At 64.4% G+C, this 24,726-nt stretch carries 14 protein-coding genes; 5 read left to right on the top strand and 9 right to left on the bottom strand.

What is annotated here, in order from left to right:
• Positions 1-45: 45 nt before the first annotated feature.
• On the top strand, positions 46-1,533 hold the full coding sequence (locus ACYVJ8_RS13035; RefSeq protein WP_460713054.1) for an AAA family ATPase: 1,488 nt from the start codon (positions 46-48) through the stop codon (positions 1,531-1,533).
• Positions 1,534-1,551: 18 nt separating this feature from the next.
• On the opposite strand, the gene ACYVJ8_RS13030 is transcribed toward ACYVJ8_RS13035, so the two are convergent.
• The 9 genes from ACYVJ8_RS13030 to ACYVJ8_RS12990 all read right to left on the bottom strand — a co-directional run bounded on the left by ACYVJ8_RS13030 (position 1,552) and on the right by ACYVJ8_RS12990 (position 16,353).
• Entirely contained in the window at positions 1,552-2,457 is a 906-nt protein-coding gene (locus ACYVJ8_RS13030) for an AEC family transporter (RefSeq protein WP_460713052.1), read from the bottom strand.
• 24 nt (positions 2,458-2,481) lie between these two features.
• Positions 2,482-3,195, bottom strand: a complete 714-nt coding sequence (locus ACYVJ8_RS13025; RefSeq protein ID WP_460713050.1) for a 2OG-Fe(II) oxygenase — start codon at positions 3,193-3,195, stop codon at positions 2,482-2,484.
• Positions 3,196-3,199: 4 nt separating this feature from the next.
• Positions 3,200-4,864 (bottom strand): gamma-glutamyltransferase, encoded by a 1,665-nt coding sequence (gene ggt / locus ACYVJ8_RS13020; RefSeq protein WP_460713732.1) that lies wholly within the window; start codon positions 4,862-4,864, stop codon positions 3,200-3,202.
• A 137-nt stretch (positions 4,865-5,001) separates the two neighbouring features.
• On the bottom strand, positions 5,002-7,938 hold the full coding sequence (locus tag ACYVJ8_RS13015) for a response regulator (protein ID WP_460713048.1): 2,937 nt from the start codon (positions 7,936-7,938) through the stop codon (positions 5,002-5,004).
• 19 nt (positions 7,939-7,957) lie between these two features.
• The gene (locus ACYVJ8_RS13010; RefSeq protein ID WP_460713046.1) at positions 7,958-9,154 is read right to left on the bottom strand and encodes an EAL domain-containing response regulator; all 1,197 of its coding nucleotides are present in this window, start codon (positions 9,152-9,154) and stop codon (positions 7,958-7,960) included.
• Positions 9,155-9,337: 183 nt separating this feature from the next.
• Positions 9,338-9,982 (bottom strand): tetratricopeptide repeat protein, encoded by a 645-nt coding sequence (locus tag ACYVJ8_RS13005; protein ID WP_460713044.1) that lies wholly within the window; start codon positions 9,980-9,982, stop codon positions 9,338-9,340.
• A gap of 92 nt (positions 9,983-10,074) precedes the next feature.
• Positions 10,075-12,384 (bottom strand): family 20 glycosylhydrolase, encoded by a 2,310-nt coding sequence (locus tag ACYVJ8_RS13000; RefSeq protein WP_460713042.1) that lies wholly within the window; start codon positions 12,382-12,384, stop codon positions 10,075-10,077.
• Positions 12,385-12,486: 102 nt separating this feature from the next.
• On the bottom strand, positions 12,487-15,258 hold the full coding sequence (locus ACYVJ8_RS12995) for a TonB-dependent receptor (RefSeq protein ID WP_460713040.1): 2,772 nt from the start codon (positions 15,256-15,258) through the stop codon (positions 12,487-12,489).
• 84 nt (positions 15,259-15,342) lie between these two features.
• A complete protein-coding gene (locus ACYVJ8_RS12990) occupies positions 15,343-16,353 on the bottom strand; it encodes a glucokinase (RefSeq protein ID WP_460713038.1) in 1,011 nt (336 codons plus the stop codon).
• Between the two features lie 412 nt (positions 16,354-16,765).
• On the opposite strand from ACYVJ8_RS12990, the gene ACYVJ8_RS12985 reads away from it, so the two are divergent.
• The 4 genes from ACYVJ8_RS12985 to ACYVJ8_RS12970 all read left to right on the top strand — a co-directional run bounded on the left by ACYVJ8_RS12985 (position 16,766) and on the right by ACYVJ8_RS12970 (position 24,676).
• Positions 16,766-18,079 carry a sugar MFS transporter gene (locus tag ACYVJ8_RS12985; protein WP_460713036.1) on the top strand — a complete coding sequence of 438 codons (1,314 nt, stop codon included), beginning with the start codon at positions 16,766-16,768 and terminating at the stop codon, positions 18,077-18,079.
• A 138-nt stretch (positions 18,080-18,217) separates the two neighbouring features.
• On the top strand, positions 18,218-19,252 hold the full coding sequence (locus ACYVJ8_RS12980; protein ID WP_460713034.1) for a LacI family DNA-binding transcriptional regulator: 1,035 nt from the start codon (positions 18,218-18,220) through the stop codon (positions 19,250-19,252).
• A gap of 199 nt (positions 19,253-19,451) precedes the next feature.
• On the top strand, positions 19,452-24,233 hold the full coding sequence (locus ACYVJ8_RS12975; RefSeq protein ID WP_460713032.1) for an RHS repeat domain-containing protein: 4,782 nt from the start codon (positions 19,452-19,454) through the stop codon (positions 24,231-24,233).
• On the top strand, positions 24,230-24,676 hold the full coding sequence (locus ACYVJ8_RS12970) for a hypothetical protein (protein ID WP_460713030.1): 447 nt from the start codon (positions 24,230-24,232) through the stop codon (positions 24,674-24,676). Before ACYVJ8_RS12975 ends, ACYVJ8_RS12970 begins: the two co-directional genes overlap by 4 nt.
• Positions 24,677-24,726 lie beyond the last annotated feature (50 nt).

The raw sequence follows: 24,726 nt of genomic DNA, 5'->3' as shown, positions 1-24,726 counted from the left end.
CGCTAAAATGCGGGGTCCGCCGTCTGGCGGGAACCGGCCAGCCGCATGTCTGAACTGCAGGATCTCGTCGCCCTGATCCGGGCGAACACGCCATTGATCGTGATCGAAACCCGCGACGAGGCGCGCGTGGTCGAGCTGTTCCGCCAGGCGCTGATGCAGGTCTGGCGCGCGCTATACAGCTGGTCGATCACCGAGGGCCTGCGCCGGATCGACTTCGACCGCGAGGAGGCGACCGACACCGCGCCGGATGCCTCGGCGACCCTGGCCGCGATCCGCGCCGCCGAGCAGCGCGGCATCTACCTGCTGTTCGACTTCCACCCCTACCTGGGCTACGCCAGCACCCAGCGGCAGTTGCGCGACATCGCCCAGCGCCGCGACGGCCAGCCGCACGTGCTGGTGCTGATCGGACACGAGGTGAAACTGCCGCCGGAACTCGACCAGCTCGCGGTGCGCTACACGCCGCGCCTGCCCGATGCCGCGGCGCGCCTGAAGATCGTGCGTGAGGAGGCCGAGGCCTTCGCCCGCGAGAACGGCGGCCGGCGTGTGGAAGCGGACGGCGAAGCGGTGCAGCAGATCGTGCGCAATCTGCGCGGCCTGGACCCGGTCGACGTGCGGCGGATCGCGCGGCAGCTGATCTATAACGACGGCGCCCTCGGGGTGAACGATCTGCCGGAGCTGGCGCGGCTCAAGTTCGAGCTGATCAATCGCAGCGGCCACCTCCATTTCGAGTTCGACACCGCGCGTCTGGACGACGTCGCGGGCGCACGGCGGCTGAAGCGCTGGATCGACCAGCGCCGCAACGTGTTTCTCGGCGCCGAGGCGCCGCCCGGGCTCGATCCGCCCAAGGGCGTCCTGCTTCTCGGCGTGCAGGGTTGCGGCAAGTCGATGCTGGCCAAGGCGGTGGCCTCGGGCTTCGGTGTGCCGCTGGTGCGGCTGGACTTCGGCACGCTGTACGACAAGTTTCACGGTGAGACCGAGAAGAACCTGCGCACCGCGCTGGCTTCGGCCGAGCAGCTCGAACCGTGCGTGCTGTGGATCGACGAGGTCGAGAAGGGCGTCGCCCACGATGGCGGCAACGCCGACGGCGGCGTCTCGCGGCGCGTGCTCGGTTACCTGCTGACCTGGATGGCCGAGCGGCGCTCGCGCGTGTTCCTGGTCGCCACCGCCAACCAGATCGATGCGTTGCCCGCCGAGTTGCTGCGCAAGGGCCGCTTCGACGAAATCTTCTTCGTCGACTTGCCGGACGAAACGACGCGTCAGCAGTTGTTCGCGCTGCATCTGCGCAAGCGCAAGCTCGAGCCGAATGCGTTCGATCTGACCGGACTCGCCGCGGCCAGCGAAGGCTTTTCCGGCGCGGAAATCGAACAGGCCATCGTCGCCGCCCTATTTTCCGCGCACGCGACGCAAGCGACGCTGTCCGACTTCCTGTTGCGGGCCGAACTCAAGCAGACGCGGCCGCTCTCGGTGTTGATGGCCGAACAGGTTTCAGCGCTGCGCGAATGGGCGCGGGGTCGCACTGTGCCCGCGGACTGACGACGTGGGGCCAGCCCCTTACAAGCCCCACTGCGCCCACAAGGGCAGCGTCAGCAACGACAACAGCAGCCCATAGCCGACCATTGCCGCGGCCAATCGCGGCGCGAGGTTGTGTGCGATCGCGAGTGCGCCGGCCGTGACCATCGAAGGCATCGCCGACTCCAGCACGGTCGCGCGTGCCATCGCGCCTTGTAGGCCCAGCAGCGGTACCAGCACGGTAGCCAAGGCCGGCATCAGCACCAGCTTCATTAGGAGGCCCGCGCCGAGCGGCTTGAGTTCCTCGCGCGGCAAGGTCAGGCGCACCGACAGGCCGATGGTGAGCATCGCCAACGGCAGCAGCGCGTCGGACAAACGTTGCAGGCCGCCCGCGATCCACGTCGGCGGATCGACAGGCATCACCGTGAAGCCTGCCAGCAAGGCCCACAGCGGCGGGAACTTCACCACGCGCAGCAACATGTCCCTGGGCGCGGGACGATGCTCACCACCGTAGCGCGCCAGCACCCACAGACCGAAGGTCGACAGGATCAGGAACGCGCCGAACTGGTCGTACACCACCGCATACGGCAGCGCGTGCTCGCCAATCAGGGCGCGGGTCAGCGGATAGCCGAGGAAACTCGTGTTGCCCAGCGCCACCGTGAGCAGCAGCACCGCCCGCTCCTCGTTGCGCAGGCGCAGCCAGCGCGAGATCGCGGCCACGCACACGACCGTCGCCGCCAGCAGCAGCCACGGCACCGCGGCCACGCCGAGCAGCGCGGGCTCCAGATGCAGGCGCGGCGCGTAGCGCAGCACGGCCGCCGGCAGGCACACGTACAACACGACCAGATTCAGCGTTTGCGCGGCGTTGTCCGGCAGCACGCGCAGGCGCTGGAAGACGTAGCCCAGCACCAGCATCGCCAGCACCAGGGCGAAAGCATCAAAAGCCACGGGGCAAACTCCTGGTTAGAAGCGTCACCGCAGAAACCAGCCGGTGATCGCCAGCCTGTCCGCGCCCGCCCACGGCGCCACCAGCGAAACCGCATGCCCGCGGGGCACGGCAAACAAGGACAAGGTATTCCAGCGCGGCAGGAAGGTATCCGCGATGCGGCCGTCGGGATCGATGAACTGCAGCAGCCCACCCCAGTCCGCCTGCCAACCACGACTGAGGTTCAGGACGTAGGCATAGAGGCGGCCTTCCGTCTCGTCTTCATCGAAATGCAGACGCAGGAAATGACCGGGGCGATAGCGCGTGGCCTGCGCATTCACCCGCCGGATGCGCGTATCGCCGGTGAGATGCTGTGCGAACGATACGTAGTCGGGCGAATTGAACAGCTCCACCACCCGGTGCAACAGCAGGCCGGGATCGCGCTGCTCCTTGTATGCCCGGATCATCATGTAGCTGTCGTAGGCGAAGCGGAATTCGTCGTCCGCACCGCCACCGGACCGCGTCGCTGCTTCCTGCAGTAGGCGCGTCATTGCCTCGGCGGACATCGCCCGATAAGTCGCGTTGTCTATCGTGCGCGGCCCCTCGCTATCGCGGATCGCGAGCGTCCAGGGCACCTCCTGTTCGAGGCAGACCCTCAGGCGCTCGGCCGCCGCTTCCTGCAGATAGTTCTCGATCTGCACGCGGCCGTTGCCTTGCAACTGGCCGCGCCATTTGTCCAGGTCGAGCTGCTCGTTGATCACGCGCTCAGTACCCCGCCGCCTGTCCGTCCTTGCGCGACTCACTGGCGCCGATGTAGCCGCCGTTCGGATTCACCATGATCGCCTGATAGCCGCCGTAGGGGCCGTCGGCGAAACGCACGCTGTGGCCCTTGCGCATCAGCGCGCGCACGGTTTCGTAGGAGAAGCCGGATTCCAGATCGAGTTCGCCGCCGTCTTCCATCGCGGTGTTCTGTCCCGCCGGTTCGGTCGAGCCGTCGTGCTGGATGCGCGGCGCGTCGCCGGCTTCCTGCAGGTTCATGCCGAAGTCGATCAGGTTCATCAGGATCTGCGCATGACCTTGCGGCTGCATCGCGCCGCCCATCACGCCGAACGACAGCCAGGGCTTGCCGTCCTTGGTGACGAAGGCGGGAATGATGGTGTGGAACGGCCGCTTGCCCGGCGCGAACGAATTGGGATGACCCGCCTTCAGCACGAACTGCTCGCCGCGGTCCTGGAAGATGAAGCCCAGGCCGGGCGGCGCCATGCCGCTGCCCATGCCGCGGTAATTGGACTGGATCAGCGAGACCATCATGCCGTCGGCGTCGGCGACGGTCATATAGATGGTGTCGCCTTCGTTGAGCTGCGGGATCACGCCGGGCTCGGCGGCCTTCATCGCCTTGTCCATAGAGATCAGCTTGCCGCGCTCGCGCGCGTATTCCTTCGAAATCAGTTTCGCCACCGGGGTCTTGTAGAAATCCGGATCGGCGTAGGACGCCGCGCGGTCGGCGAAGGCGAGCTTCTTCGCCTCGGTGAACAAGTGCACGTGCTCGGGACTGCCGAAGCCGTACTTTTTCAGGTCATAGGGTTCGAGCAGGTTGAGGATCTGCAGCGCGGCGATGCCCTGGCCATTTGGCGGCAGTTCCCACACGTCGTAGCCGCGGTAGTTGGTGGAAACCGGGTCAACCCATTCGCCATGGTGCGCGGCCAGATCGTCATACGACAGGAAGCCGCCGTTGGCCTTGAAGTAGGCGTCGATGGTGCGCGCGATGTCGCCCTTGTAGAACGCGTCGCGACCGCCCTTGGCGATCTTCTCCAAAGTGTTGGCGAGGTTGGGGTTGTGCCACATCTCGCCGGTGCGCGGACCGCGTCGCTTGCCGGCGCCGTCGGCGACAGTGAACTGTTCGGTGAAGCCCGGGTACTGCGACAGCGTCGGCACGCTACGGCCCCAGTAATAGGCAATCACTTCGTGCACGGGATGGCCTTCGCGCGCGTAGCGGATCGCCGGAGCGAGGTCGTCGCTCATTGGTTTGCGGCCGAAGCGGTCGTGCAGGGCGAACCAGGCATCGACCGCACCCGGCACCGTCACCGGCAGCGGGCCGTACTTGGGCACGTCGGCCAGGCCGCGCTTCTGGAATTCGGCCAGCGTCAGCGACTTGGGCGAGCGCCCGGAGCCGTTGTAGCCATAGAGCTTCTTCGTCTTGGGATCCCACACGATCGCGAACAGATCGCCGCCGACGCCGCTGCCGGTCGGTTCCATCAGACCTAGCGCGGCATCGGCCGCGATCGCGGCATCGACCGCACTGCCGCCGCCCTTCATGACGTCGAGCGCGATCTGCGTAACGAGCGGGTGCGAGGTCGCCGCCATCGCATGCGGTGCATAGACCTCACTGCGGGTGGCGAAGGGCTTGCCGGTGATGCGGTCGGCGCACATAGCGGTGACGCTGCTGAGGGTGAGCGGAAGGGCGAGGATGATGCCAGGCAGGAAGCGACGCATGGAGTCTCCGGGTCGGGTGCTTCAAGTCGGAATCCCGCATCCTAACGCTGCGCTCGCGACCCCGCTTTTCTCCATCAGTGCGCAGCGCTGGGACTGCGGTAGCGCTCCTCAATGTGGAGCTTCAGCCGTTCCGCCGCCGTCTCCACATGCGTCACCAGCGGCAGGATGGCGGACCACTCGCCGCCTTGGCCGGCGGCTTCGAGCTCGTCCGCGGCCAACGCCAGTTCGCCGGCGCCGACCAGGCGCGCGGCGCCTTTGATCTTGTGGGCCTGGCGGGTGATGGCGGGAATGTCGCCGTCGTCGCGGGTCTTTACCAGCAGCGCCAGATCGTGGGTGGTGGCGTCGAGGAAATCGCGCAGTACGGCGGCGGCATCGCTCTCGTCGCCGCCGCTGAGCTCATGCAGGGCGTCGTAGTCCAGGAGCGCCGGCGCATCGTCCAGTGCGCCTGTAGCCAGCGCCGCGTTCGCGTTGCCGGCCGCGAGGACATCGTCGAAGCCATCGTCCGCCGGCACCGTATGCGGCAGCCAGCGCTGCAACGTGCTCGCCAGCACGGCCACCGCGACGGGCTTGGCGAGGTAGTCGTCCATTCCGGCGGCGAGGCAGCGCTCGGCTTCGCCTTTCAGCGCGGAAGCGGTGAGCGCGATGATCGGCGTGCGCGGCAGGCTGCGTTGCTGCTCTTCCGCACGGATCCGGCCGGCCAGGGTGTAGCCGTCCATCTGCGGCATGTGGATGTCGGAAAGCACCAACGCGTAACGGCCGCTGCGCCAGCGTTGCAGGCCCTGCACGCCGTCTTCGGCGGCTTCGCTGGCGAAACCGGCGAGCGCGAGCTGGCGCGCGATCACCATGCGGTTGGTGGGATGGTCGTCGACCAGTAGCACCAGGCTGTGCTCGCGTTCGGCTTGCTCGACGGTCGGCAAACGCCGTGGCCGGAACGCTTCACGCTTGCTCTTCGGCAAGCTCTCCGCTGGCAGGTCTTCGACCGCCGCGCGCGGCAGCGTGATCGCCAAGCGCATCGTGGTGCCCACGTGCGACACCGAGTCCATCGTCACCAGTCCGCCCATCAATTCGGCCAAACGGACGCAGATCGCCAATCCCAGGCCGGTGCCGCCATAGCGGCGGGTCGTGTCCCCTTCGGCTTGGGCGAACGGCTGGAACAGCCGCTGCTGGGCTTCGGCGCTGACGCCGATGCCGGTGTCGGTGACGCGGAAGCTGAGCAGATCGGCGCCGAGCGGATGCGCCGCATCGGGCGCCGCCTGCCCGCGCCATTCCAGCGCGACTTCGACGCCGCCCTTGGCGGTGAACTTGACCGCGTTGGAAAGGAAATTGCCGAGGATCTGCCGCAGGCGCAGCGCGTCGGCGCGATGCGCGGGACCCAGGCGCTCGTCCACTTCGCAGGTCAGCGACAGGCCTTTGCTCGACGCGGCGCCGGCATAGTTCGACACGATGCTGCGCACCAGCGCGCCCAGGTCGACCGCGCTGGGCGAGAGCTCCAGGCGCCCGGCCTCGATCTTCGAGAAGTCGAGAATGTCGCCGATGATCTGCAGCAGCGATTGCGAGCTCTGCTGGATCACGTTGAGCGCATGACGCTGATCGTGGTCCAGCTTGGAATGCGCGAGGATCTCGATCATGCCGGTCACGCCGATCATCGGCGTGCGGATCTCGTGGCTCATCGCGGCCAGGAACGAAGATTTGGCCCGGTTGGCTTCCTGCGCGCGCGCTTCGCTTGCGCGCAGTTCCGCTTCAAGCTGCTTGATCCGGGTGAGATCGACGGCGACACCGAGCAGGCCGTTGCCGCCGTGACGCTCATCGGGGATGGGGGCGAGTGCGATCAAGGCGGACACCAGGTGTCCATCGCGATGCAGCATCTGCCCTTCCATGGTCATCACACCCAGTTCGGCGGCGGTACGCATCGCGCGCCAGTCTGCGGGAACCGGCTTTCCGGTCTGCTCGGTGAGCCGCTTCGCCAAGGTGTCATGCACGTCCTGCGGCACGAGCAAGGGCGCGAAGTCGCCGACATGATCCTGTGTGGGCGCGTCGCGGCCAAGGAACTCTTCTGCGCGATACCCCAGCAGTCGCTCGGCCGCCGGGTTGAACAGGAAATAGCGGCCTTCGCTGTCGATCGCGGCGATGGCGGTCGGCGCAGCTTCCATCAGCAGCCGTTGTAGCGCTTCGCGGCGCACCAGTTCGGCGTTGACGCGTTCGTTGCGCGCGAGCTGTTCGGTGAGTTCGGTTTCGAAGCCCAGTACGTCGCGGCGCATTTCCAGGAAGGCTTCGGCGACCATCGCCAGTTCGCCGGTCTCCGGCAGGTAGCGCGGCATCGCGGCGTAGTCGTGCTTGCGCATGCGCCGCGCGAGGAAGGCCAGACTCTCTACGCCGCGGTATGCGTTGCGCAGTACGAAGCGCCCGATCAGCGCGATGACCAGCAGCGCGGACAGCGACAGGCCGATGCGCACGGCGCTGACGCGGCGGTTGTCGCGCAGGTTTTCGCGCACCACGGCGTCGGCCTTGACCGTCGCCAGGTCGGACAGCAGTTTCAGGCGCAGCGTCACCGGATCGATGGCGGGATACAGACGCGTATCGGCGAAGCGGCCGAGCGCCTTGATGTCGTGGCGCTCCAGGATGGCCGCCAGTTCGGCCATCGCCTGGTCGGCGGCGACGCGTTCGCGTTCGGCGGCGCGGAAGTGGGTTTCCTCTTCCGCGGTGCGCGGCAGGTGCGCGAGTGTGGCCCAGCTGATATCGATGCGCCTGCGCGCTGCATCGAGCGTGGCCTCGCCCTCTTCCCAGGTGATCAGGTAATTGCGGGCGCGGAAGGTCGTATCGACCACGTCCAGGCCGTAGGCGTCGGACACCGACTTGATCTCGCGCAGGCCCAGCAGCGAGTCGCCGCGCAGCGCCAGCAACGACTGCCGCGCGCGGTACTGCGCGATCTCGTCCACCACCAGCACCGTGGCGCCGGTCAGCAGGAACAGGCCGAACAGGATCCAGAGCTGGTGACGGATACCGAGCTTCATCGGCGCCTGCGGAGTCGGCTCAGTATTCGGGGCGCCGCCACCGTCCCAGCGCGGCGAGCAGCTCGTTGCCCGGCACCGGCGGTGAGATCAGATGGCCTTGCGCCATGCCGCAGCCGAGTTCGGCGAGCATCTGCCAGTCCTCCACTGTCTCCACGCCTTCGGCGACGACGTCGAGCTGCAGTTTGCGGGCGAGGTCGAGGCTGGCCTCGATGACCGCGCGCTTGCGCGGCTGCGTGTGCGCGCCGGAGACGAAACCCTGGTCGATCTTGAGCTCGGTGAACGGAATCTGCGAAAGCTGCGCGAGCGACGAATAGCCCGTACCGAAATCGTCGATCGACAGGCCGAAGCCTTTCAGCCGCAAGCGCGCCAGCACCCCCAGCCCGCGCGCGGCGTCGGCCATCACCGAGCTCTCGGTGATTTCCAGCACGACTTCGTTCGGTTCGACGCCCTGTTTGCGCACGATCTCCTGATAACGGTCGGCGGCGCTTTCGTCGGCGAGCAGCCGCGGGGACACGTTGATAGCCACTTTTACGCGGAAGCCGTGCTGATCCCAATGACGCTTCCAGCGGCACGACTGCGTGAGCATGTGATCGGTGAGTTCGCCGACCAGGCCTTCGCGCTCCATCAGCGCGACGAAATGCAGCGGACGCACGACGCGGCCATCGCGCCGGCACCAGCGCGCGAGCGCTTCCACCGAGACGGCCCGGCCGTTGCCGAGCTCGACCTGCGGCTGGAACCACGGTTCGATCTCGTTGTTCGCCAAGGCCTCGCGTACGCCGGCGACGGTGACGTCGACCACTTCATCGTCGTCGTAGGCATGCAGTTGGTCGTCGTAGCCGCCGAGCACATGCGCGAGCTTGTCGCGGGTCAGCGGCTTTTCCACGCTGCCGAGCACGCGCAGGCCGTAGGCGCGCGCCATGGTCTGGACCGTAATGAGCAAGGCCGGATCGAGCGCGCTCGCCACGATCACCGCGCGCGCCAGCTGGCGCTGGGCGACGTGGCCGATGAATTCGATGCCGTCCATGCCGGGCATGTCCAGATCGACCAGCAGGACATCGGGTGGCTGCCCAGTGCCTTCGAGCAAGTGCAGCGCGCTATGCCCGTCTGCGGCTTCGCTGACTTCGCCGATCCCCAGGTCGGTCAACAGGCGCAGCGCCATGCGGCGCTGGAAGCCGTGATCCTCGACCACCATGACGCTCAGTTCCGACAAAGACATCCGGTCGCCCCCTGGACCTGGCTGCCGTGCGCCGCGGTCCTGCGGCGCTTTCGGTTCCCTCAGACCGGCACTGTAGCCCGGGTCTCACCGTTGCGCGATAGAAAAATCGGGGGCCTGAATACGGCGGCGCGAAGCCGCCGTGCGAATCCGTGCGGCGGCCCTGCGGTTCGGCGATTCAGCAGGTCACGGCCAGCTGGGAGGATTGGCGACCCAGGCCGCCTGGATTTCGGCGAGCGTGGCGCGCTCGCTGTCGCGCCAGTCGGGCAGCAGGCGCGGATAGTTGGCCGGATCGCGCCACAGCTGCGGCTCGGTGCGGACGGCGGCCGCGTACCACTGCACCGCTTCGTCCTTGCGACCCGCGGCCCACAGCGCGAGCGCCATCGTCGGCGGCGCCCAGCTGGCGTTGTTGCGCCGCGTGCTGACCAGCTGCTGCCACTGCGCCAGGGCGCCGGCGGCATCGCCGCTGCGGTACAGGTCCCAGCCGTAGTTCCACACCAGCGGGCGCCAGAGCGCGTCGCTGTCGCTGATGCGGCCGAAAGCGCGCGTGTAAAGATCCTTGCCCAGGTCGGTGCGCCCGCCTTCCATCGCCAGGTGGGCGAGCTGTGCGTGCTCGGCTTTCGCGCGCGGATTGCGTTCGATCGCCTTGAGCAGCTTCTGCACCGCGGCGTCGCCGGTTTCCTTAATCGCGACGATCGGGCGGGTGGTGGTGGGATCAGCGTCGAAGTAGAACTCGACCGGCTTCGGCAGCGCCTGCGCCGAAGCGTCAGCCGCTATTACGCCCGCGAGAATCGGGCCCGCGAGAAGCAGGCACAGCGTACGGAATTTCATGAATGGAGGCCCCCTGTTTTGCACCCACATCGTAACGCCGTTGCAACATTGGGGCATGTCCCTCCGTCGCCCAGACTTTGCCGAATCTGGTATCAAGGTTCCAAAACGACCTCGTCGATCGCCCACAACGGGTCGTAGCTCCCGGACGCGAAGACGAAGCACAGGTCGTGCCGCCCGGCGTTCGCCGGCAACGGCGCCTCCAGCACCGTCAGCGCATCCGAGGCACGGGCCGGGGCCAGCGGCAGCGTGACCAGTGGCGGTCCGTCATAGCGGTCCATGCGCACTTCCAGCGCGCCGCCCGGCACCGTCGCCGAGCGGGTGACGACCTGCTTGATGTCGCGCCAGAGCTGGAAATTGAACGGCAGTTGCCCGACGCGCACCGACAGCCGCTTCACGCCGTCGAGATCGGCCCGTTCGTACAGCCAGCAGGGGTCGAAGACATCGGCGGTCATCACCGCGCGTGTTCCCTCGCGCGGGGCATCGTCTTCCATGCGCAGGGTCAGCCCGCCTTTGCAGGAGCGCAGCTGCGCACTGTTGCGTGCGCTCAGGCCTTCGCCGTCCAGGCGCAGCCGGCGCGGCGCACCGAGCCTGCGTTCGCCATCGAAGGCGGCCGCGGCGATCGTTTGCCCCGCTACCGCCAGATCCAGCGGCGTTGCGTACGTGGGCGATTGCGCGGTCGGCTCGCTGCCGTCCACTGTGTAGCGCAGCGTGCCGAAGCCGGACTGGTTACTCAGCGTCACCATCGCACGCTCCTTGCCGCTCGGCACGGCATCGATGCGCACCGCAAAGGCGCTGTCCGCAGCGGTGAAGCCGCTGTCGCGATAGCGATCCAGCATCGGCGCCAGGCGCTGCAGGAACCCGTTCCAGTCGCGGCGCGCGGCCGGCGTCCACACCGCTTCGGCGAGCGCCGCGGCACGCGGGAAGGCAGCGCGCTGCACGCGTTCGTTGGTGCGCAAGTGTTCCGTCCACAGATTGGCCTGCGCGCCGAGCACATGGCGCTGCTGCTCCGCGGTGAGCTCCTTCGGCGCGGCTTCGAAGGCGTACACGCTCTTGAGATCCCGCACGCCCAGGCGGCCGGGCGTCTCGTCGGCGCGATCACTCTGCACATGATCGAAGTAGAGATCCGGCGCGGGCGACAGCACCACGTCGTGGCCCGCGCGGCTCGCGTCGATCGCGCCCTGCGTACCGCGCCAGGACATCACGGTCGCGTCCGCCGGCGGGCCGCCTTCGAGGATCTCGTCCCAGCCGACCAGACGGCGGCCATGCGCCTGCAGGTAACGGCCCAGGCGACCCATGAACCAGCTCTGCAACTGCATGTCGTTCTGCAGCTTGAGCGTCTCGCGCTTGGCCTGCACGGCGGCGGACTGCTGCCATTGATCCTTCACCGCCTCGTCGCCGCCCAGATGCACGTAGCGCGAGGGAAACAACTCGATCACTTCGCCCAGCACGTTCTCCAGGAACGCGAAGGTGCCGTCGTCGACATTGAACAACCAGCTATGGACACCCCAGTCCGGCGACACCGGCGGCGTCTGGCCGGTAACGCCCAGCTGCGGGTAGGCCGCGATCGCCGCCTGCGCATGGCCGGGCAGATCGATTTCCGGCACGACGGTGACGTAGCGCTGCGCGGCGTAGGCGACCACCTCGCGAATCTGTTCCTGCGTGTAGTAGCCGCAATACGGCCGCGGCGACCCGTCGTCGTTGCGGCCTGCAGCCCCAGCGGGAATGCGGCAGCCGCCGACGTCGGTCAGGCGCGGATAACGCCGGATCTGGATGCGCCAGCCCTGGTCGTCGGTGAGATGCCAGTGCAGCGTGTTGAGCTTGTGCACCGCCATCTGGTCGATCAGCGCCTTCACTTCCTCGACGCTGCGGAAATGACGGGCGACGTCCAGCATCAGGCCGCGCCAGGCGAAGCGCGGCGCGTCTTCGATGCGTTGCGCGGCGATGCGGGCGCTGCCTTGCTTGCCGTCGGCGCTGGCCAGTTGCCAGAGCGTCACGGCACCGTAGAACAGGCCTGCGGGTTTGCGCGCGGCGATGCGCACGCCTTTGGGCGTGACATCCAGCGTGTAGCCCTCGTCGCCGGACAACTTCGTCTTGGGATCGAGCGTCAGTGTGATCGCTTTGCCCTTGTACGACTTGACGACGGCGGGGGCGAAGCCGCGGCTGCGTTCGATCCGAGCCGCCAGATCCTTCGCGATCCGCGTCGCCTCGCCGCCGTTCGCGACCAGACGCGTATCGGCGTCGAGCACGAAGCTTCCCTTCGCCACTTCGACCTTCGCCGGCAGAGGTATCACCGGTGTGGTTTGCGCCAGCGCTGCGTCCGCATCCGCCGCCAGGGCGTGCGGCGCGGGGGCGATCAGCAATAGCGCCGTTGCAGCCAAGGTCAGGAGTTCATGCCGTCTCATCGCAGCTCCATAGGTTCGAGTTGCCACTCAAAGCAAGCGGGCCCGGCATGCACCGGGCCCGCGGCCACGCACTTACGTTACAGCCCTACAACAGCCCACCGATCAATACTTGAAGCGGAAGTTGAGGTAGTACTGGCGGCCGTTCTCGTAGATCGAGCGCGGACGATCCCGGTTCTCGGCGTAGTACTTCGTCTTCGGGTTGTTGAGATTCATCGCGTCTAGTGTGAGGTTGAAGTTGTCGTTGATCTTCCAGCCGAACGACGCCGACACGCTGTCGATGTCGTCCTGGAAGAACGCCGAGTTGCGATCCAACCCGCTGTAGAACTTCGAGCGATAGTTGTAGTTGACACGCGCGTTGAACATCTCGTTCTCGAACCAAACGCCGACGTTGTAGGTGTTCTTGGAAGTGCCCAGCATCGGCGTACCGTCGTCGACGTCGGCCTCGGTGTAGGTGTAGTTCGCGAACGCACCGAAGTACTGACCGATCGGGCCCTGCCATGCCAGCTCGAAGCCGTTGACCTCGGCCCCGGTGCCGACCGGGATCGTCATGTCGTAGACCACCGGCACGAGCACCGGATTAAGCGGATTGGTGACGCTGTCCTCCGTCAGGTGCGTCTGCTGGACGTTTGTCAGCGACACGTAGTCGTCGATCTCCATATGGAAAGCGCCTACCGACAACAGCGCACGCTCGGCGTAGTACCACTCGACCGTCGCATCGACATTCGTCGATATGATCGGCGCCAGGTTCGGATTGCCGCCGGTGCCGGAGCCCGTGCCTGGGAAGGAGGAAGGCGCATTCAATTGCACCGCGCCGCTCAGCGCCGAGAAGTCCGGGCGGGTCAACGTCTGGCTGGCGGCCAGGCGCAGTACCAGGTCGTCGGTCATGTCCCACTTCAGGTTCGCGCTCGGCAGCCAGTCCTTGTAAGTGTTCTTGGTGACGACGATGTGGTACGGACCGAAGGCCGACGTGTTGATTACGTCCGGCGCGTTCGGGTCGGTGGGGTTCACGTAACTCGAGACTTCCTCCTCGGTGCGCACATAGCGCATGCCCAGGTTGGCCGTCCAGCGCTCACCGCCGAAGTTCAACTGCGCGTAGGCCGCCTCGCTGCGTTCTTCCAGGCCGTATGCGCCGTGGTAGTCGAAGCGCCCGATCGGATCGCGGTTGGCATAGATCGCATTGAACCGGGCGAGCTGGTCCTCGGTGAAGAACCAGATGTTCCGCGGGAAATTGCCGCCCAAGCTGGAGCCGAAATCGCCCGGATAGTTTTGGAAACCCTGCGGCCAGGCGGCCGGATCGAACGGCGAGATCGCTGCGGCGAAATTCGGGCCCTGGTTGGTGAACTGCGGCAGGTTGCGCTCGTGCTTGGCGGCGCGGATGCCGAAATCCACCGACTGCAGTACGCCGCCGTCGGTGAAGTAGGTACCATCGATCTGGCCCCAATCCTCCTTGTCTTCGACGTCGATGTCCTGCGCGCCGAAGATCCAATCGAGGCGGTAGTCCACGTTGGGCGTGCCGGGTGCGCCGGTGTTGGCGTTGCCCAGGTGCCAGTCGGCGGCGCCCACACCGTTGAGCTGCCAGCCGGCGCCGGTGTTGAGGCCCACGTCCCACTCGGCCACGTCCTGCGTCGGTGTCTCACCGTGCCCTTCCGAAGTGCCGGCCTGGCCGCTCAAACGCAGCTTCTCGCTGACATCCCACTTGCCTTCAACGCTGAAGGACTCCGTGCTGGACTTAGCTCCCGGACGCGAGATCTGGTCGTAGACGCCGAAGGCATTGTCTCCGCCTGGCGTCGCCGCGAACTCGGCCGACACCAGCGTGTTGTTGCGGACCACGTAACCAGCCAGTGGGACTTGGCCGTTGGTACCGTTGGTGCCGTTGATGATGCGCCGGCCCCATAGCATGTAGTTGCGGTTGTAGTTGTCCGCGTCCATGTCGGAACGGAAGTAGTTGGCTTCCAGCTCCACGGTGTCGGTCGGCTTCCACTGCGCGCTGATCATGCCGCCGGTGCGCTTGCGCTCCTGTTCGAACATGGCCGAGCCGATCAGCACCGGGAAGAACACACCAGCCAAATCAGGATGGGCCTGGGCCGCAGCCGTGTTGGCGCCGATCTGCTCGTAGCCCAACAGTTCCTGGCCGTCGCGGCGCAGGTGGCGCTCTTCGCTGAAGGCCTGCAGCATGATGCCGAAGGTGCCATCGGCGTTCTTCCAGTTACCCAGCACCGAGATCTGCGGGTCCCACTTGTCCGGCAGGTCGGCGTACACCGCCCCAGCCGTACCGAAGATGCTGAAGCCTTTCTCGAAGTTGAGCGGGTTGCGGGTGATGATGTCGACGGTGCCCGTGGCGCCGCCTTCGACCAGCTTGGCCTCGGACGACTTGTGCACCACGACTTTGTCGACCAGTTCCGACGGCAACAGCGAATAGCTGACGCTGCGGCCGACGGTGCCGGATTGGTTGAGCACGAACCAGTCGCCTGTGCCGATGTTGTGGCCGTCGATCATGGTTTGGGTGAAGCTGGGACTGGTGCCGCGCATGGAGACGCGGTCGTTCTCGTCGAACGCGCCTTCGTTGGCGCTGGCGGCACTGATGGTGATGCCCGGAACGCGCGCGAGCGAGTCGGCGACGTTCTTGTCCGGCATTTTGCCGATGTCTTCGGAGGTGACGACCTCGACACGGCTGTTCTCGCCGCGCTTGCTATCCAGTGACGCCTCGATGGCGCCGCGGATGCCCTTCACCACCACGGTATCCAACGTGGTCGCCTTATCCGGCGCCGCTGGAGTCGGTTGCGGGGTCGTTGTGGTTTCCTGCGCGGCTGCCGCGCCGGCGACGCCGAGGGCAGCGACGATACTTATCGAAAGTGCTTTCTTGCGAAGTTGCATTGCTTCCTCTCCCACGGGCTGTTGTGGCCGCTCCCCCGGATCCGGGTGGTTGGCTCGCTTGTTATGCCGCCCCGGCTTGTTCCTTCAGGCCGGACCAGTGCTGACTTGATCCTCTAGGTGCTGCAGGTACCAGCTCGCCGCGCCGATCACGCCGAGCCGTTCGTTTTCGATGAGCCGCACGGGCATGCGCTCGAGTACGGCGCGCATGGCGCCGCGGTCGACCAGGCGCGTGCGGAATTCGCTTTGCGGCAGAAAGTCGATGAGCTGCGGCACGATCCCGCCGGCGACATGGACGATGCGCGCACTGCTGATCACGGCAAGATCGCCGATGACGCTGCCGAGCAGGTCGCAGAAGGTCAGCACCGCGTCACGCGCCATGGCGTCGCCTTGCCGCGCCGCGTCGCTGATGGCGGCGGGCGCGCGCAGCACCGGTTGTGCGCCACCGATCGCGCACAGCGCTTCATACACGTTGACCAGGCCCGGGCCGGAGACGAAGTGCTCGGTCGTCACGTGCCGGGTGCGCTGCTGCAGCCAGCGCAGCATGTCGATTTCGCGCGCGTTACCGGGAGCGAAACCGGCCATGCCTGCTTCGGTCGGGAGCACCACCGTGCCGCGCGGGTGCGGAATGCAGATCGCCGCTCCCAGGCCGGTACCGGGACCGATGACCAGCGCCGGACCCGGTTCGGCGACTTCGACACCCGGTGTGAGCAGACGCGAGTCGGCCGGATCCAGGCGTTGCGAACCATGCGCGGCGGCGGCGAAGTCGTTGATGACGTGCAGCTCGCGCAGGCCGAGCTCGCGGCGCATTTCCGGCAGGGAGATGCGCCACGGCAGATTGGAGTTGATGACTTCCTCGTCGAGGACCACGCCGGCACTGGCGATCGCCATGCGGTCGACGTCGGCGTGATCGCTGCCGCCGGCCTGGGTGGCGACGAACTCGGCCAGGATCGCGGCCAGGCTCGGGTACTCATTGCAGGGGTACTTGCGGTAGGCGAGCACGGCGATGCGGCCGTCGTCGCCGGCCTGGACCAGGGCAATGCGCGCGTTGGTGCCGCCGACGTCGGCGGTAATGAAGCGCTGGGTGGCCGCGCTCATGCCCGGCCTCGCGACGGCGAACGCCGGCCGCAGCAGGTGCTGCGTCCCCGATGAATCTGCGATGCCCCGAAGCTCGACCACATGCCTGCCCTGCCGTCCCCACGTTGTCAGCGCGGCCGAGAGTGCTCCGGTAATGACAACGTTGTCAACAATCGGACAGAAATACCCCGCCGGGATCGATTGCTCGCGGGAAATCCCGCGTTTTCATGCTGCGCGGCAGCATTGTCTCGCCCTGGCTCAGGCCTCGGTTTTCCGCCCATTCCTCGCGTTTCGCGGGCCCGAAACACCCCTGGCCGCCGCCAGCCCCTGACAACGTTGCGCCTGGCGTTGTCGTGTGCGTCAATCAGGACGGCTGCCACCCGGCAACCGTCACTGCGGGCAGGCCCGCATTCCTTAGGGAGGGGATACCGCAATGTCCACGACGTCTTCCACCGGCAGCTCGCGCACCCGTTACGGGTCGATCGCGATCGTCGGCGCGCTGTTCTTCATCTTCGGCTTCGTCACCTGGCTCAACGGGCCGCTGATTTCGTTCGCCAAGCTAGCGTTCAACGTGAGCGACCGGATCGCGTTCCTGATCCCCTTCGCCTTCTACATCTCGTACTTCTGCCTGGCAGTGCCATCGTCGGTGATCCTGCGCCGGACCGGCATGAAGAAGGGCATGGCTCTCGGCCTGTTCCTGATGGCGATCGGTGCCGTGGTGTTCGGCCAGTACACGACGGCGCGCGTGTATTCGGGCGCGGTGACGGGCATCTTCGTCATCGGCGCCGGCCTGGCCATCCTGCAGACTGCCTCCAATCCGTACATCAGCATTCTTGGCCCGATCGAGGGCGCTGCGCAGCGCATCGCGATCATGGGCATCTGCAATAAGACCGCCGGCATCCTGGCGCCACTCGTGATCGGTGCGTTGGTCATGCACGGCATGGGGGACCTCACGGCGCAAGTGGCCGCGGCCGATCCGGCCACGCGCGAGGCGCTGCTCAACGAGTTCGCCGCACGTATCCATGGGCCGTACATGCTGATGGCAGGCCTGCTGGCGCTGCTGGCGGTCGGCATTCTCTATTCGCCACTGCCCGAGATTCGGCCGGAAGAGGTCAACACCGAAGGCACGGCCAACGGCGACGGCGGCAAGACCAGCATCTTCCAGTTTCCGCACGTGTGGCTGGGTGCGCTGTGCATCTTTGTCTACGTCGGCGCGGAAGTCATGGCGGGCGACGCGATCGGCACTTACGGCCAGGGCTTCGGCCTTCCGCTCGATCAGACCAAGTTCTTCACCTCACTCACGCTGGGCGGAATGCTGTTGGGATACGTCACCGGCCTGATCACGATTCCCCACTTCATCTCGCAGGAACGCTACCTCAGCCTGTCCGCCGTGCTCGGCATGCTGTTGGCGCTGGGCGCCTTCCTCACCAAGGGCTATACCTCCGTGTACTTCGTCGCCGCACTCGGCTTCGCCAACGCGATGATGTGGCCGGCGATCTTCCCGCTCGCGATCCAGGGGCTGGGCCGTTTCACGGAAAAGGGCTCGGCGCTGCTGATCATGGGCATCGCCGGCGGCGCGGTGATCCCGCAGCTGTTCGTGCACCTGAAGCAGGTGTTCGACTTCCAGCTGGTGTTCCTGCTGCTGATGGTGCCCTGCTACCTCTACATCCTGTATTTCGCGCTGCGCGGACACCGCATCGGGCATGGTGCCCCGGCGGTGCGCGCCGCACCTGTGTCATCGAGCTGATCCAAGCTGTCGGGATTCACCGTTTCTGAGAAAAGTCCGGTGGTGCGCTTTTCATCCGTGCGCACTCGCCCTAGGCTACCGGGCCCACGGCGTCGCAAGGCGCCGCGGACCTCGGATGAATCCCCCCACGAGGCCACGTTGCGCAGACCCACGATCAAAGACGTCGCCGCCAGCGCCCAGGTTTCGCTGAAAACCGTGTCGCGCGTCATCAACGACGAACCCAGCGTGCAGGCGCGAACGCGCGAGCGCGTCCGCCAGGCCATCGCCGAACTCGGCTATCAGCCGGACCCGTCGGCACGCAGCCTGCGCAGCGCGCAGTCGTATGCGATCGGGCTGATCTACGACAACCCGAATCCCTACTACGTCATCGCGGTACAGAACGGCGTGCTGTCGGTGTGTCGGGAAACCGGCTACGGCCTGCAGATCCACCCCTGCGATTCCGCTTCGCCCGACCTCGCGAACGAGATCGTCTCTCTGGTCAAGCACGCGCGCCTCGCCGGGCTGGTGTTGGCGCCGCCGATGTCGGAGCGGCACGAACTGGTGGATGAGCTCGTCGCGCACGGCGTGAAGCTGGTGCGCATCGTCTCCTCCACCGCCGACCCGCAGGACGGCAGCGCCTGCATCTATGTCGACGACCGCGACGCGGCGTACGAGATCACCGAGCACCTGATCCAGCTCGGCCACTCGCGCATCGGCTTCCTCTGGGGCGGCAAGTCGCATGGCTCCTCATGGGAACGCTACAAGGGCTACGAGGACGCGCTGCGCGATTACGGCATCGGCGTCGATCCGGAATTGGTGGTCGAAGGCGACTACTCCTTCGACGACGGCTTCCGCGGCGCACGCCGCCTGCTCGCGCTGTCGAGCCGCCCCACCGCGATCTTCGGCAGCAACGACGAAATCGCGGCCGGCGTGCTGGCCGCGGCCCGTTCCAGCGGCATGAACGTGCCCTACGACCTGTCGATCGCCGGCTTCGAGGACAGTCCGTTCTCCAAGCAGAGCTGGCCGGCGCTCACCACCGCCAAGCAGGCCACCGAAGACATCGCGCGCCATGCCGCGCGCCGGCTGTTGCAGGAAATCCGCGAAGACGCGAATGCGCAGCCGCTGCCGAACGAAGGCTTCAGTCCGCAGCTGGTCGTGCGCGGCTCGACCGCGCCGCCGCGACCCAAGAATTGAGGCGCAGCACCGAAGCCTGGCGATGTAACCCACTCTGGGTCGGCGCCATCCTAACCCTTGGCCGTAGCGCCGCCCTACGTTGCACATTACGCAACGAACTGTGACTGAGCAGGCCACCTGCCGCGACTGAAGGCGCGGGTATAGTGGCCGAACATTCGGACTAGGGACCTCGGCCCGCAATGGGCTGAAAAGGAAGGGGATGAAAAAGTTACAAGTGGCTAGCGCCGTAATGGCGCTACTTGTTTCGCCTGTTGTGTTCGGCCAGGCCGCGAAGATTGGCTATGACTACGCAGAGCTAACCAAGCCCAAGGTTGAGTCGCTGGGAACTTCGCTATTTGGGGATCGCACGAACTTGTATTCAGGGGCGACGGAGTTTGTCACCACTGACATCTCGATACCCGGAAACAATGGTTTAAAAGTTGAACTCGGCAGGCGTCATGAGGTGACGGACAGCGCTTATAACCCCTCTCTAAGGAATCTCGGGGATTGGGAGCTAGACATTCCTCATCTTCACGGTGTGTTCTCCACTTCCAAGGGCTGGCAAGTATCAACGTCTACGCCAGACGCCAGGTGCTCGGTAGACAGCGCCGACCCCTCCCTGGGCCAGCCACCTCTTGTCTTTGGCTCCGACAACATGATTGGCTTCCAGCCGTACCAGTACTGGTATGGAAACAGCCTGTACGTCCCTGGATCCGGCGACCAAAAAATGATGGTTATAGCCGGTAACGCCCCGCGACCCAGTGATGGAGCGCAGTATCGTTGGATAACGGATGGCCAGTGGGTGATGTCGTGCTTGCAAAGCACTGCCAACGGCACTGGCGAGGGGTTCCTGGCAACAGCGCCAGACGGAACAAAATATACGTTCAACTGGTTTTCCAAGCGGCCGATGCCATCGCTGAGCGTCACCGCAGGCTCTTTCCCATTTCAAACGCTTTCGTATTTGGATCGTTATGAGATCTACATCTATCCGACACGTGCCGAGGACCGCTTCGGAAACTACGTTACGTATACGTACGATGACGCCCACCCTTGGCAGCTGCTTTCTATTCAAAGCAGTGATGGGCGCTCGATAGCGCTGACGTATAACGCAACGGGACTTTTGGCAACCGCGACCGCAGCATCGCGAACGTGGCGATACACGTATTCCACCGATTTCAGGCTGACCGAGGTCCTGCTACCAGATTCGAGTAAGTGGGTCTACGACTTTTCGCAGAAGCCGGCAAATTTTGGTGGTTCGGGATGGCATGACTGTGCCGATATGTATCCGGTACAGTCAGGGAGCGCGATCAAGACAATTACGCATCCATCCGGGGCGATCGGCGCCTTCACGTTCGAACGCAGGCGCCACGGCAGGTCAAACGTACCCTTCTCCTGTCTATGGGCAGGGTCTAGTTCTGCGCCTTATGATTCTAAGTACGTCGATGCCTTTGCTTTGATTAGCAAGAACATCTCCGGCCCTGGCCTGACTGCAATGACATGGGGCTTTAGTTACGCGCCTTCGACAGGGACGTGGGAATCTGAGTGCCCGGGGGGAACGTGCTCCGCGACTCGCTCCGTCACCGTCAACCAGCCCGATGGCAGTTGGCAGCGCAGCACCTTCAGCAATCGATACGGGGTGAACGAAGGGAAGCTGCTACTACGCGAAATTGGCTCAGGCAGTCAGACGCTCTATAGCGAAAATCTGTCGTATCAAAACGATCCAACTGGTCAGCCATATCCCGCGAAGTGGGGAACCATTCCCTGCTATAGATGTGATCGCAGCGGAGAGGGAGCCGTTCCCCTGAAGTCGCGTTCAGTTACTCAAGACGGGGTGACGTTTAACCGACAAGTGAACGCTTATGACAGTCTCGCAAGAGCGACAAGCGAAGCAAAGTCGAACACACTCGGATATAGCAAGACTGATACGACGGAGTATTTTGATCACTTTGGCAAGTGGGCGCTTGGCCAAATTAGTCGCGCGACGACCAATGGGGTTGAATCTAGTCGTATCGATTATGACTTGGCGTCGGCCCTGCCAATTCGATTTTATGCGTTTGGAAAGCTAACTCAGACTCTTACCTACAATGCTGATAGCACTATTGCGTCTGTGTCAGACGGCCGTGATGGCATCGTGGGTGCGGAAACAACAATCAGTTTGTCTGCGTGGAAGCGAGGCGTTCCTCAATCGGTTCGGTATCCGGCCACGACAGAATCGCCAAGTGGCGCTACAAAGTCGGCAGTTGTGAACGATGATGGAACATTAGCTTCTACCACCGATGAAAACGACTACGTTACCTCCTTCGCATACGACGCCTTGGGCCGACTGGCGCATATCGCCTACCCGCCGAATGACACGGTCGCCTGGAACGCTAAGGACATCGAGTTTCGCCCACTGACGGCCGCGGATTGGAAGCCGGCTGGAGTGGTGGCTGGACAATGGCGTCAGTCCATTACCCAAGGTAAATACGCTAAGGTCACGTACGTCGATGCTATGTGGCGGCCAGTCCTCGTCCATGAGTACGACATCGACAACACCCCAGGCACCTTGCGATCCACTTCGACCACTTACGATGTATCTAGCCGGGTGGCGTTCCAGTCCTACCCGAGTACGGACCTGATCCCCTCGGCCACCGGCACCTGGAGCTTCTACGACGCCCTCGACCGCGTCACCAGCGTCAAGCAGGACTCCGAGCTAGGGCAGCAGCCACTGACCACTTCCACGGAGTACCTGGCGGGCTTCAAGACCCGCGTCACCAACCCGCGTGGCTTTTTCACCACAACTAATTACCTGGCCTACGACCAGCCCATCACGGATTGGCCGGTTGCGATCACGCACCCGGAGGGAGCCTTCACTGACATCACCCGCGATGTCTTCGGTAAGCCCAAGTCGCTGGTGCGCCACAACGCCGACAACAGTCAGAGCGTCGCGCGAAATTACGTCTATGACGGCTATCAGCAGTTGTGCAAGACGGTCGAGCCGGAAACCGGCTCGACCGTGATGCTCTACGACGAGGCCGGCAATCTCACCCACACTTGGTCCGGGCTGCCGCAAAACAGTACGGCCGACTGCAGCTATGACGCCGCTTGGTCGAGCGGCCACTTGGCCTGGCGCCGTTATGACGCACGCAACCGGGTCGACGCCTTGCGCTTCGCGGACGGTCATGGGGATCAAAACCTCGCCTATACCAAGGATGGTCTGCTGTCGGAGATCACCACCTACAACGACCCGGGCAGCACTACGCCGGTGGTCAACACCTACACCTACAACAAGCGCCGCCTGCTCACTGGAGAGAGCATGAGCCAACCGGGCTGGTACACCTGGGGGCTGGGCTACACCTATGACACCAATGGGGCACTGCTAGGACAGTCGTACCCAACAACCGGCCTATACGTGGACTATGCGCCGAACGCGTTGGGCCAAGCGACGAAGGCTGGCACTTATGCCACCGGCGTCAGCTACTACCCCAACGGCGGCATCAAGCAGTTCACGTACGGCAATGGACTCACCCATACGATGACGCAGAATTTGCGTCAGTTGCCGGCGCGAGTGACAGACGGTGGCGGAGCGTTGGACTATGACTATGGCTATGACGCCAATGGCAACGTCGATCACGTTTACGACTACATTCCGGATCTAACGCCAGGAACTACTGCTCGCCATCGATGGATGCAGTATGACGAGCTGGATCGCCTAACCGCTGTGCAATCAGCGATGTTTGGCGGCGATCAGTGGCACCGCTTCGCGTATGACACGTTGGACAACCTCAAGTCGTGGAAGCTGACAGGCGTCAAGGACTACGCCAATTACTACTACGATGCCAACAATCGCCTGACCAACATCCAGAACAGCAGCGGCGCGAGCATCGTCGGCCTGGGCTACGACGTGCAGGGCAATCTGCAGAACAAAAATGGGCAGAACTACTCGTTCGACTACGGCAATCGCCTGCGCGAAGTCACCGGCAAGGAATCCTACCGGTACGACGCGCAAGGGCGTCGCGTCCTGGCCTGGAGCCCCACGCAAGGCAGCATCCTGTCCCAATACAGCCAAGTCGGTCAGCTGCTTTATCAGAACGACGAACGGAAGGCCAAGGCGCTTGAGTACGTCTATTTGGGCGGCAGTCTCGTGGCGATCCGCGAACAGGCCTATGGCGGTGCCTATACGACTAAATACCAGCACACCGATGCGCTGGGCAGCCCGGTGGCCGTAACGGATCAATCCGCACAGGTGATCGAGCGGACGCAATGGGAGCCCTACGGTGCTGCGATCAATAAGACGGTCGACGGCGTGGGTTACTCCGGTCAGGTCATGGATGCGGCGACAGGCCTGATCAATATGCAGCAGCGGTACTACGATCCGCAGGTCGGGAGGTTCCTAAGCGTCGATCCTATTACCGCCTATACCAGCCTTGGAGCCAGCTTCAATCGGTATTGGTATGCCAGCAATAATCCGTACTCTAGGACCGACCCCGACGGTAGGCGGGATATTTATATCGGGGGCGCGTCCGACAAGGACAGTAGCAGGCTCGTCCAGAACTACGCCGAGACGCAAAAGCAACTGCACCCTGATCGAGATATCCAATACTTCGGTTGGCACGAGAACGAACGGATTCAGGCCGCGCTGGAGGCGCCCCTGGCAAAGGGTGAACCGCTGAACGTCATCGGCCATAGCCTCGGCGGCGGCGAAGCCGTTTCGCAAGCAAATGAAACTTCGGCGCGAATCACCAATTTAGTAACAATTGATCCGGTCGGCGGTGCTGGTAGTGGGTCGAAGCCAGAAAACGTATCTAATTGGGTCAACGTTATCGCGCAAACGACTACTAAGGTGAATTTTTCGGACGCGATTGCCTATGCTGGGCGTGTATTCCAAGGTGTTACCAATCTCTCTGGGGCGGACATTTCCAAGACTTCATCAGCTAACCATGGTGACTTTACGAAGATGATGAAGGACGCCGACGCGAGCCAGCTCATTAATTCTTCATATACGGACAAGCCCCAAAAATGAAGAATGCGATTGTGGAGATTTCAAGCATTGGTCTTTTGTGCCTTGCGGCATGCGCTTTGACTGGATGCGAGCTCCGTCCGCATGTCACATCTGCGGCTGCACGCCGGACTGGCGATGCTGAACTAGTCCAAGTTGAAATCCCCATGCGCGACGCTGCGAGGATAAAGCGCCGTCAGTTATATTTTTCCATCGTGGTCATTAATTGCGAAGGGACCAAAAAACGGTTTGCCATGGACCCCTATATTGACGGGCAGCGGGCGGTGGAGTTTGGGTTTGCTACCACTGGAGACGTCGCAAAAATCGCTGGGACTATGCCAGCTCATATCTTTGATAGGTATGTCCGCCCGTGCGCAGTTCTCGAAGGCGGCGGCTATTTTACAGGGCGGTTAAGATCAGATCCTGTTCCGATCGCGAGCGACCCGGACGAAGTCCGTGAAAAGTAGAAAGCCTGCTGGGCGTTAGCGCACCACGTGTATCGCACGTGGTGTCTTCT

This window comes from Lysobacter terrae, from assembly GCF_054782215.1.
The sequence above is the reverse complement of the archived record's forward strand: the minus strand, read 5'-3'. Positions and strand labels throughout refer to the sequence as shown.

Excerpts from the sequence above, each read along its gene's own strand:
- ACYVJ8_RS13035 (WP_460713054.1), top strand. The coding sequence starts at position 46 with ATGTCTGAACTGCAGGATCTCGTCGCCCTGATCCGGGCGAACACGCCA.
- ggt (WP_460713732.1), bottom strand. The coding sequence starts at position 4,864 with ATGTGCGCCGACCGCATCACCGGCAAGCCCTTCGCCACCCGCAGTGAG.
- ACYVJ8_RS13015 (WP_460713048.1), bottom strand. The coding sequence starts at position 7,938 with ATGAAGCTCGGTATCCGTCACCAGCTCTGGATCCTGTTCGGCCTGTTC.
- ACYVJ8_RS13010 (WP_460713046.1), bottom strand. The coding sequence starts at position 9,154 with ATGTCTTTGTCGGAACTGAGCGTCATGGTGGTCGAGGATCACGGCTTC.
- ACYVJ8_RS13005 (WP_460713044.1), bottom strand. The coding sequence starts at position 9,982 with ATGAAATTCCGTACGCTGTGCCTGCTTCTCGCGGGCCCGATTCTCGCG.
- ACYVJ8_RS13000 (WP_460713042.1), bottom strand. The coding sequence starts at position 12,384 with ATGAGACGGCATGAACTCCTGACCTTGGCTGCAACGGCGCTATTGCTG.
- ACYVJ8_RS12995 (WP_460713040.1), bottom strand. The coding sequence starts at position 15,258 with ATGCAACTTCGCAAGAAAGCACTTTCGATAAGTATCGTCGCTGCCCTC.
- ACYVJ8_RS12990 (WP_460713038.1), bottom strand. The coding sequence starts at position 16,353 with ATGAGCGCGGCCACCCAGCGCTTCATTACCGCCGACGTCGGCGGCACC.
- ACYVJ8_RS12985 (WP_460713036.1), top strand. The coding sequence starts at position 16,766 with ATGTCCACGACGTCTTCCACCGGCAGCTCGCGCACCCGTTACGGGTCG.
- ACYVJ8_RS12975 (WP_460713032.1), top strand. The coding sequence starts at position 19,452 with ATGAAAAAGTTACAAGTGGCTAGCGCCGTAATGGCGCTACTTGTTTCG.
- ACYVJ8_RS12970 (WP_460713030.1), top strand. The coding sequence starts at position 24,230 with ATGAAGAATGCGATTGTGGAGATTTCAAGCATTGGTCTTTTGTGCCTT.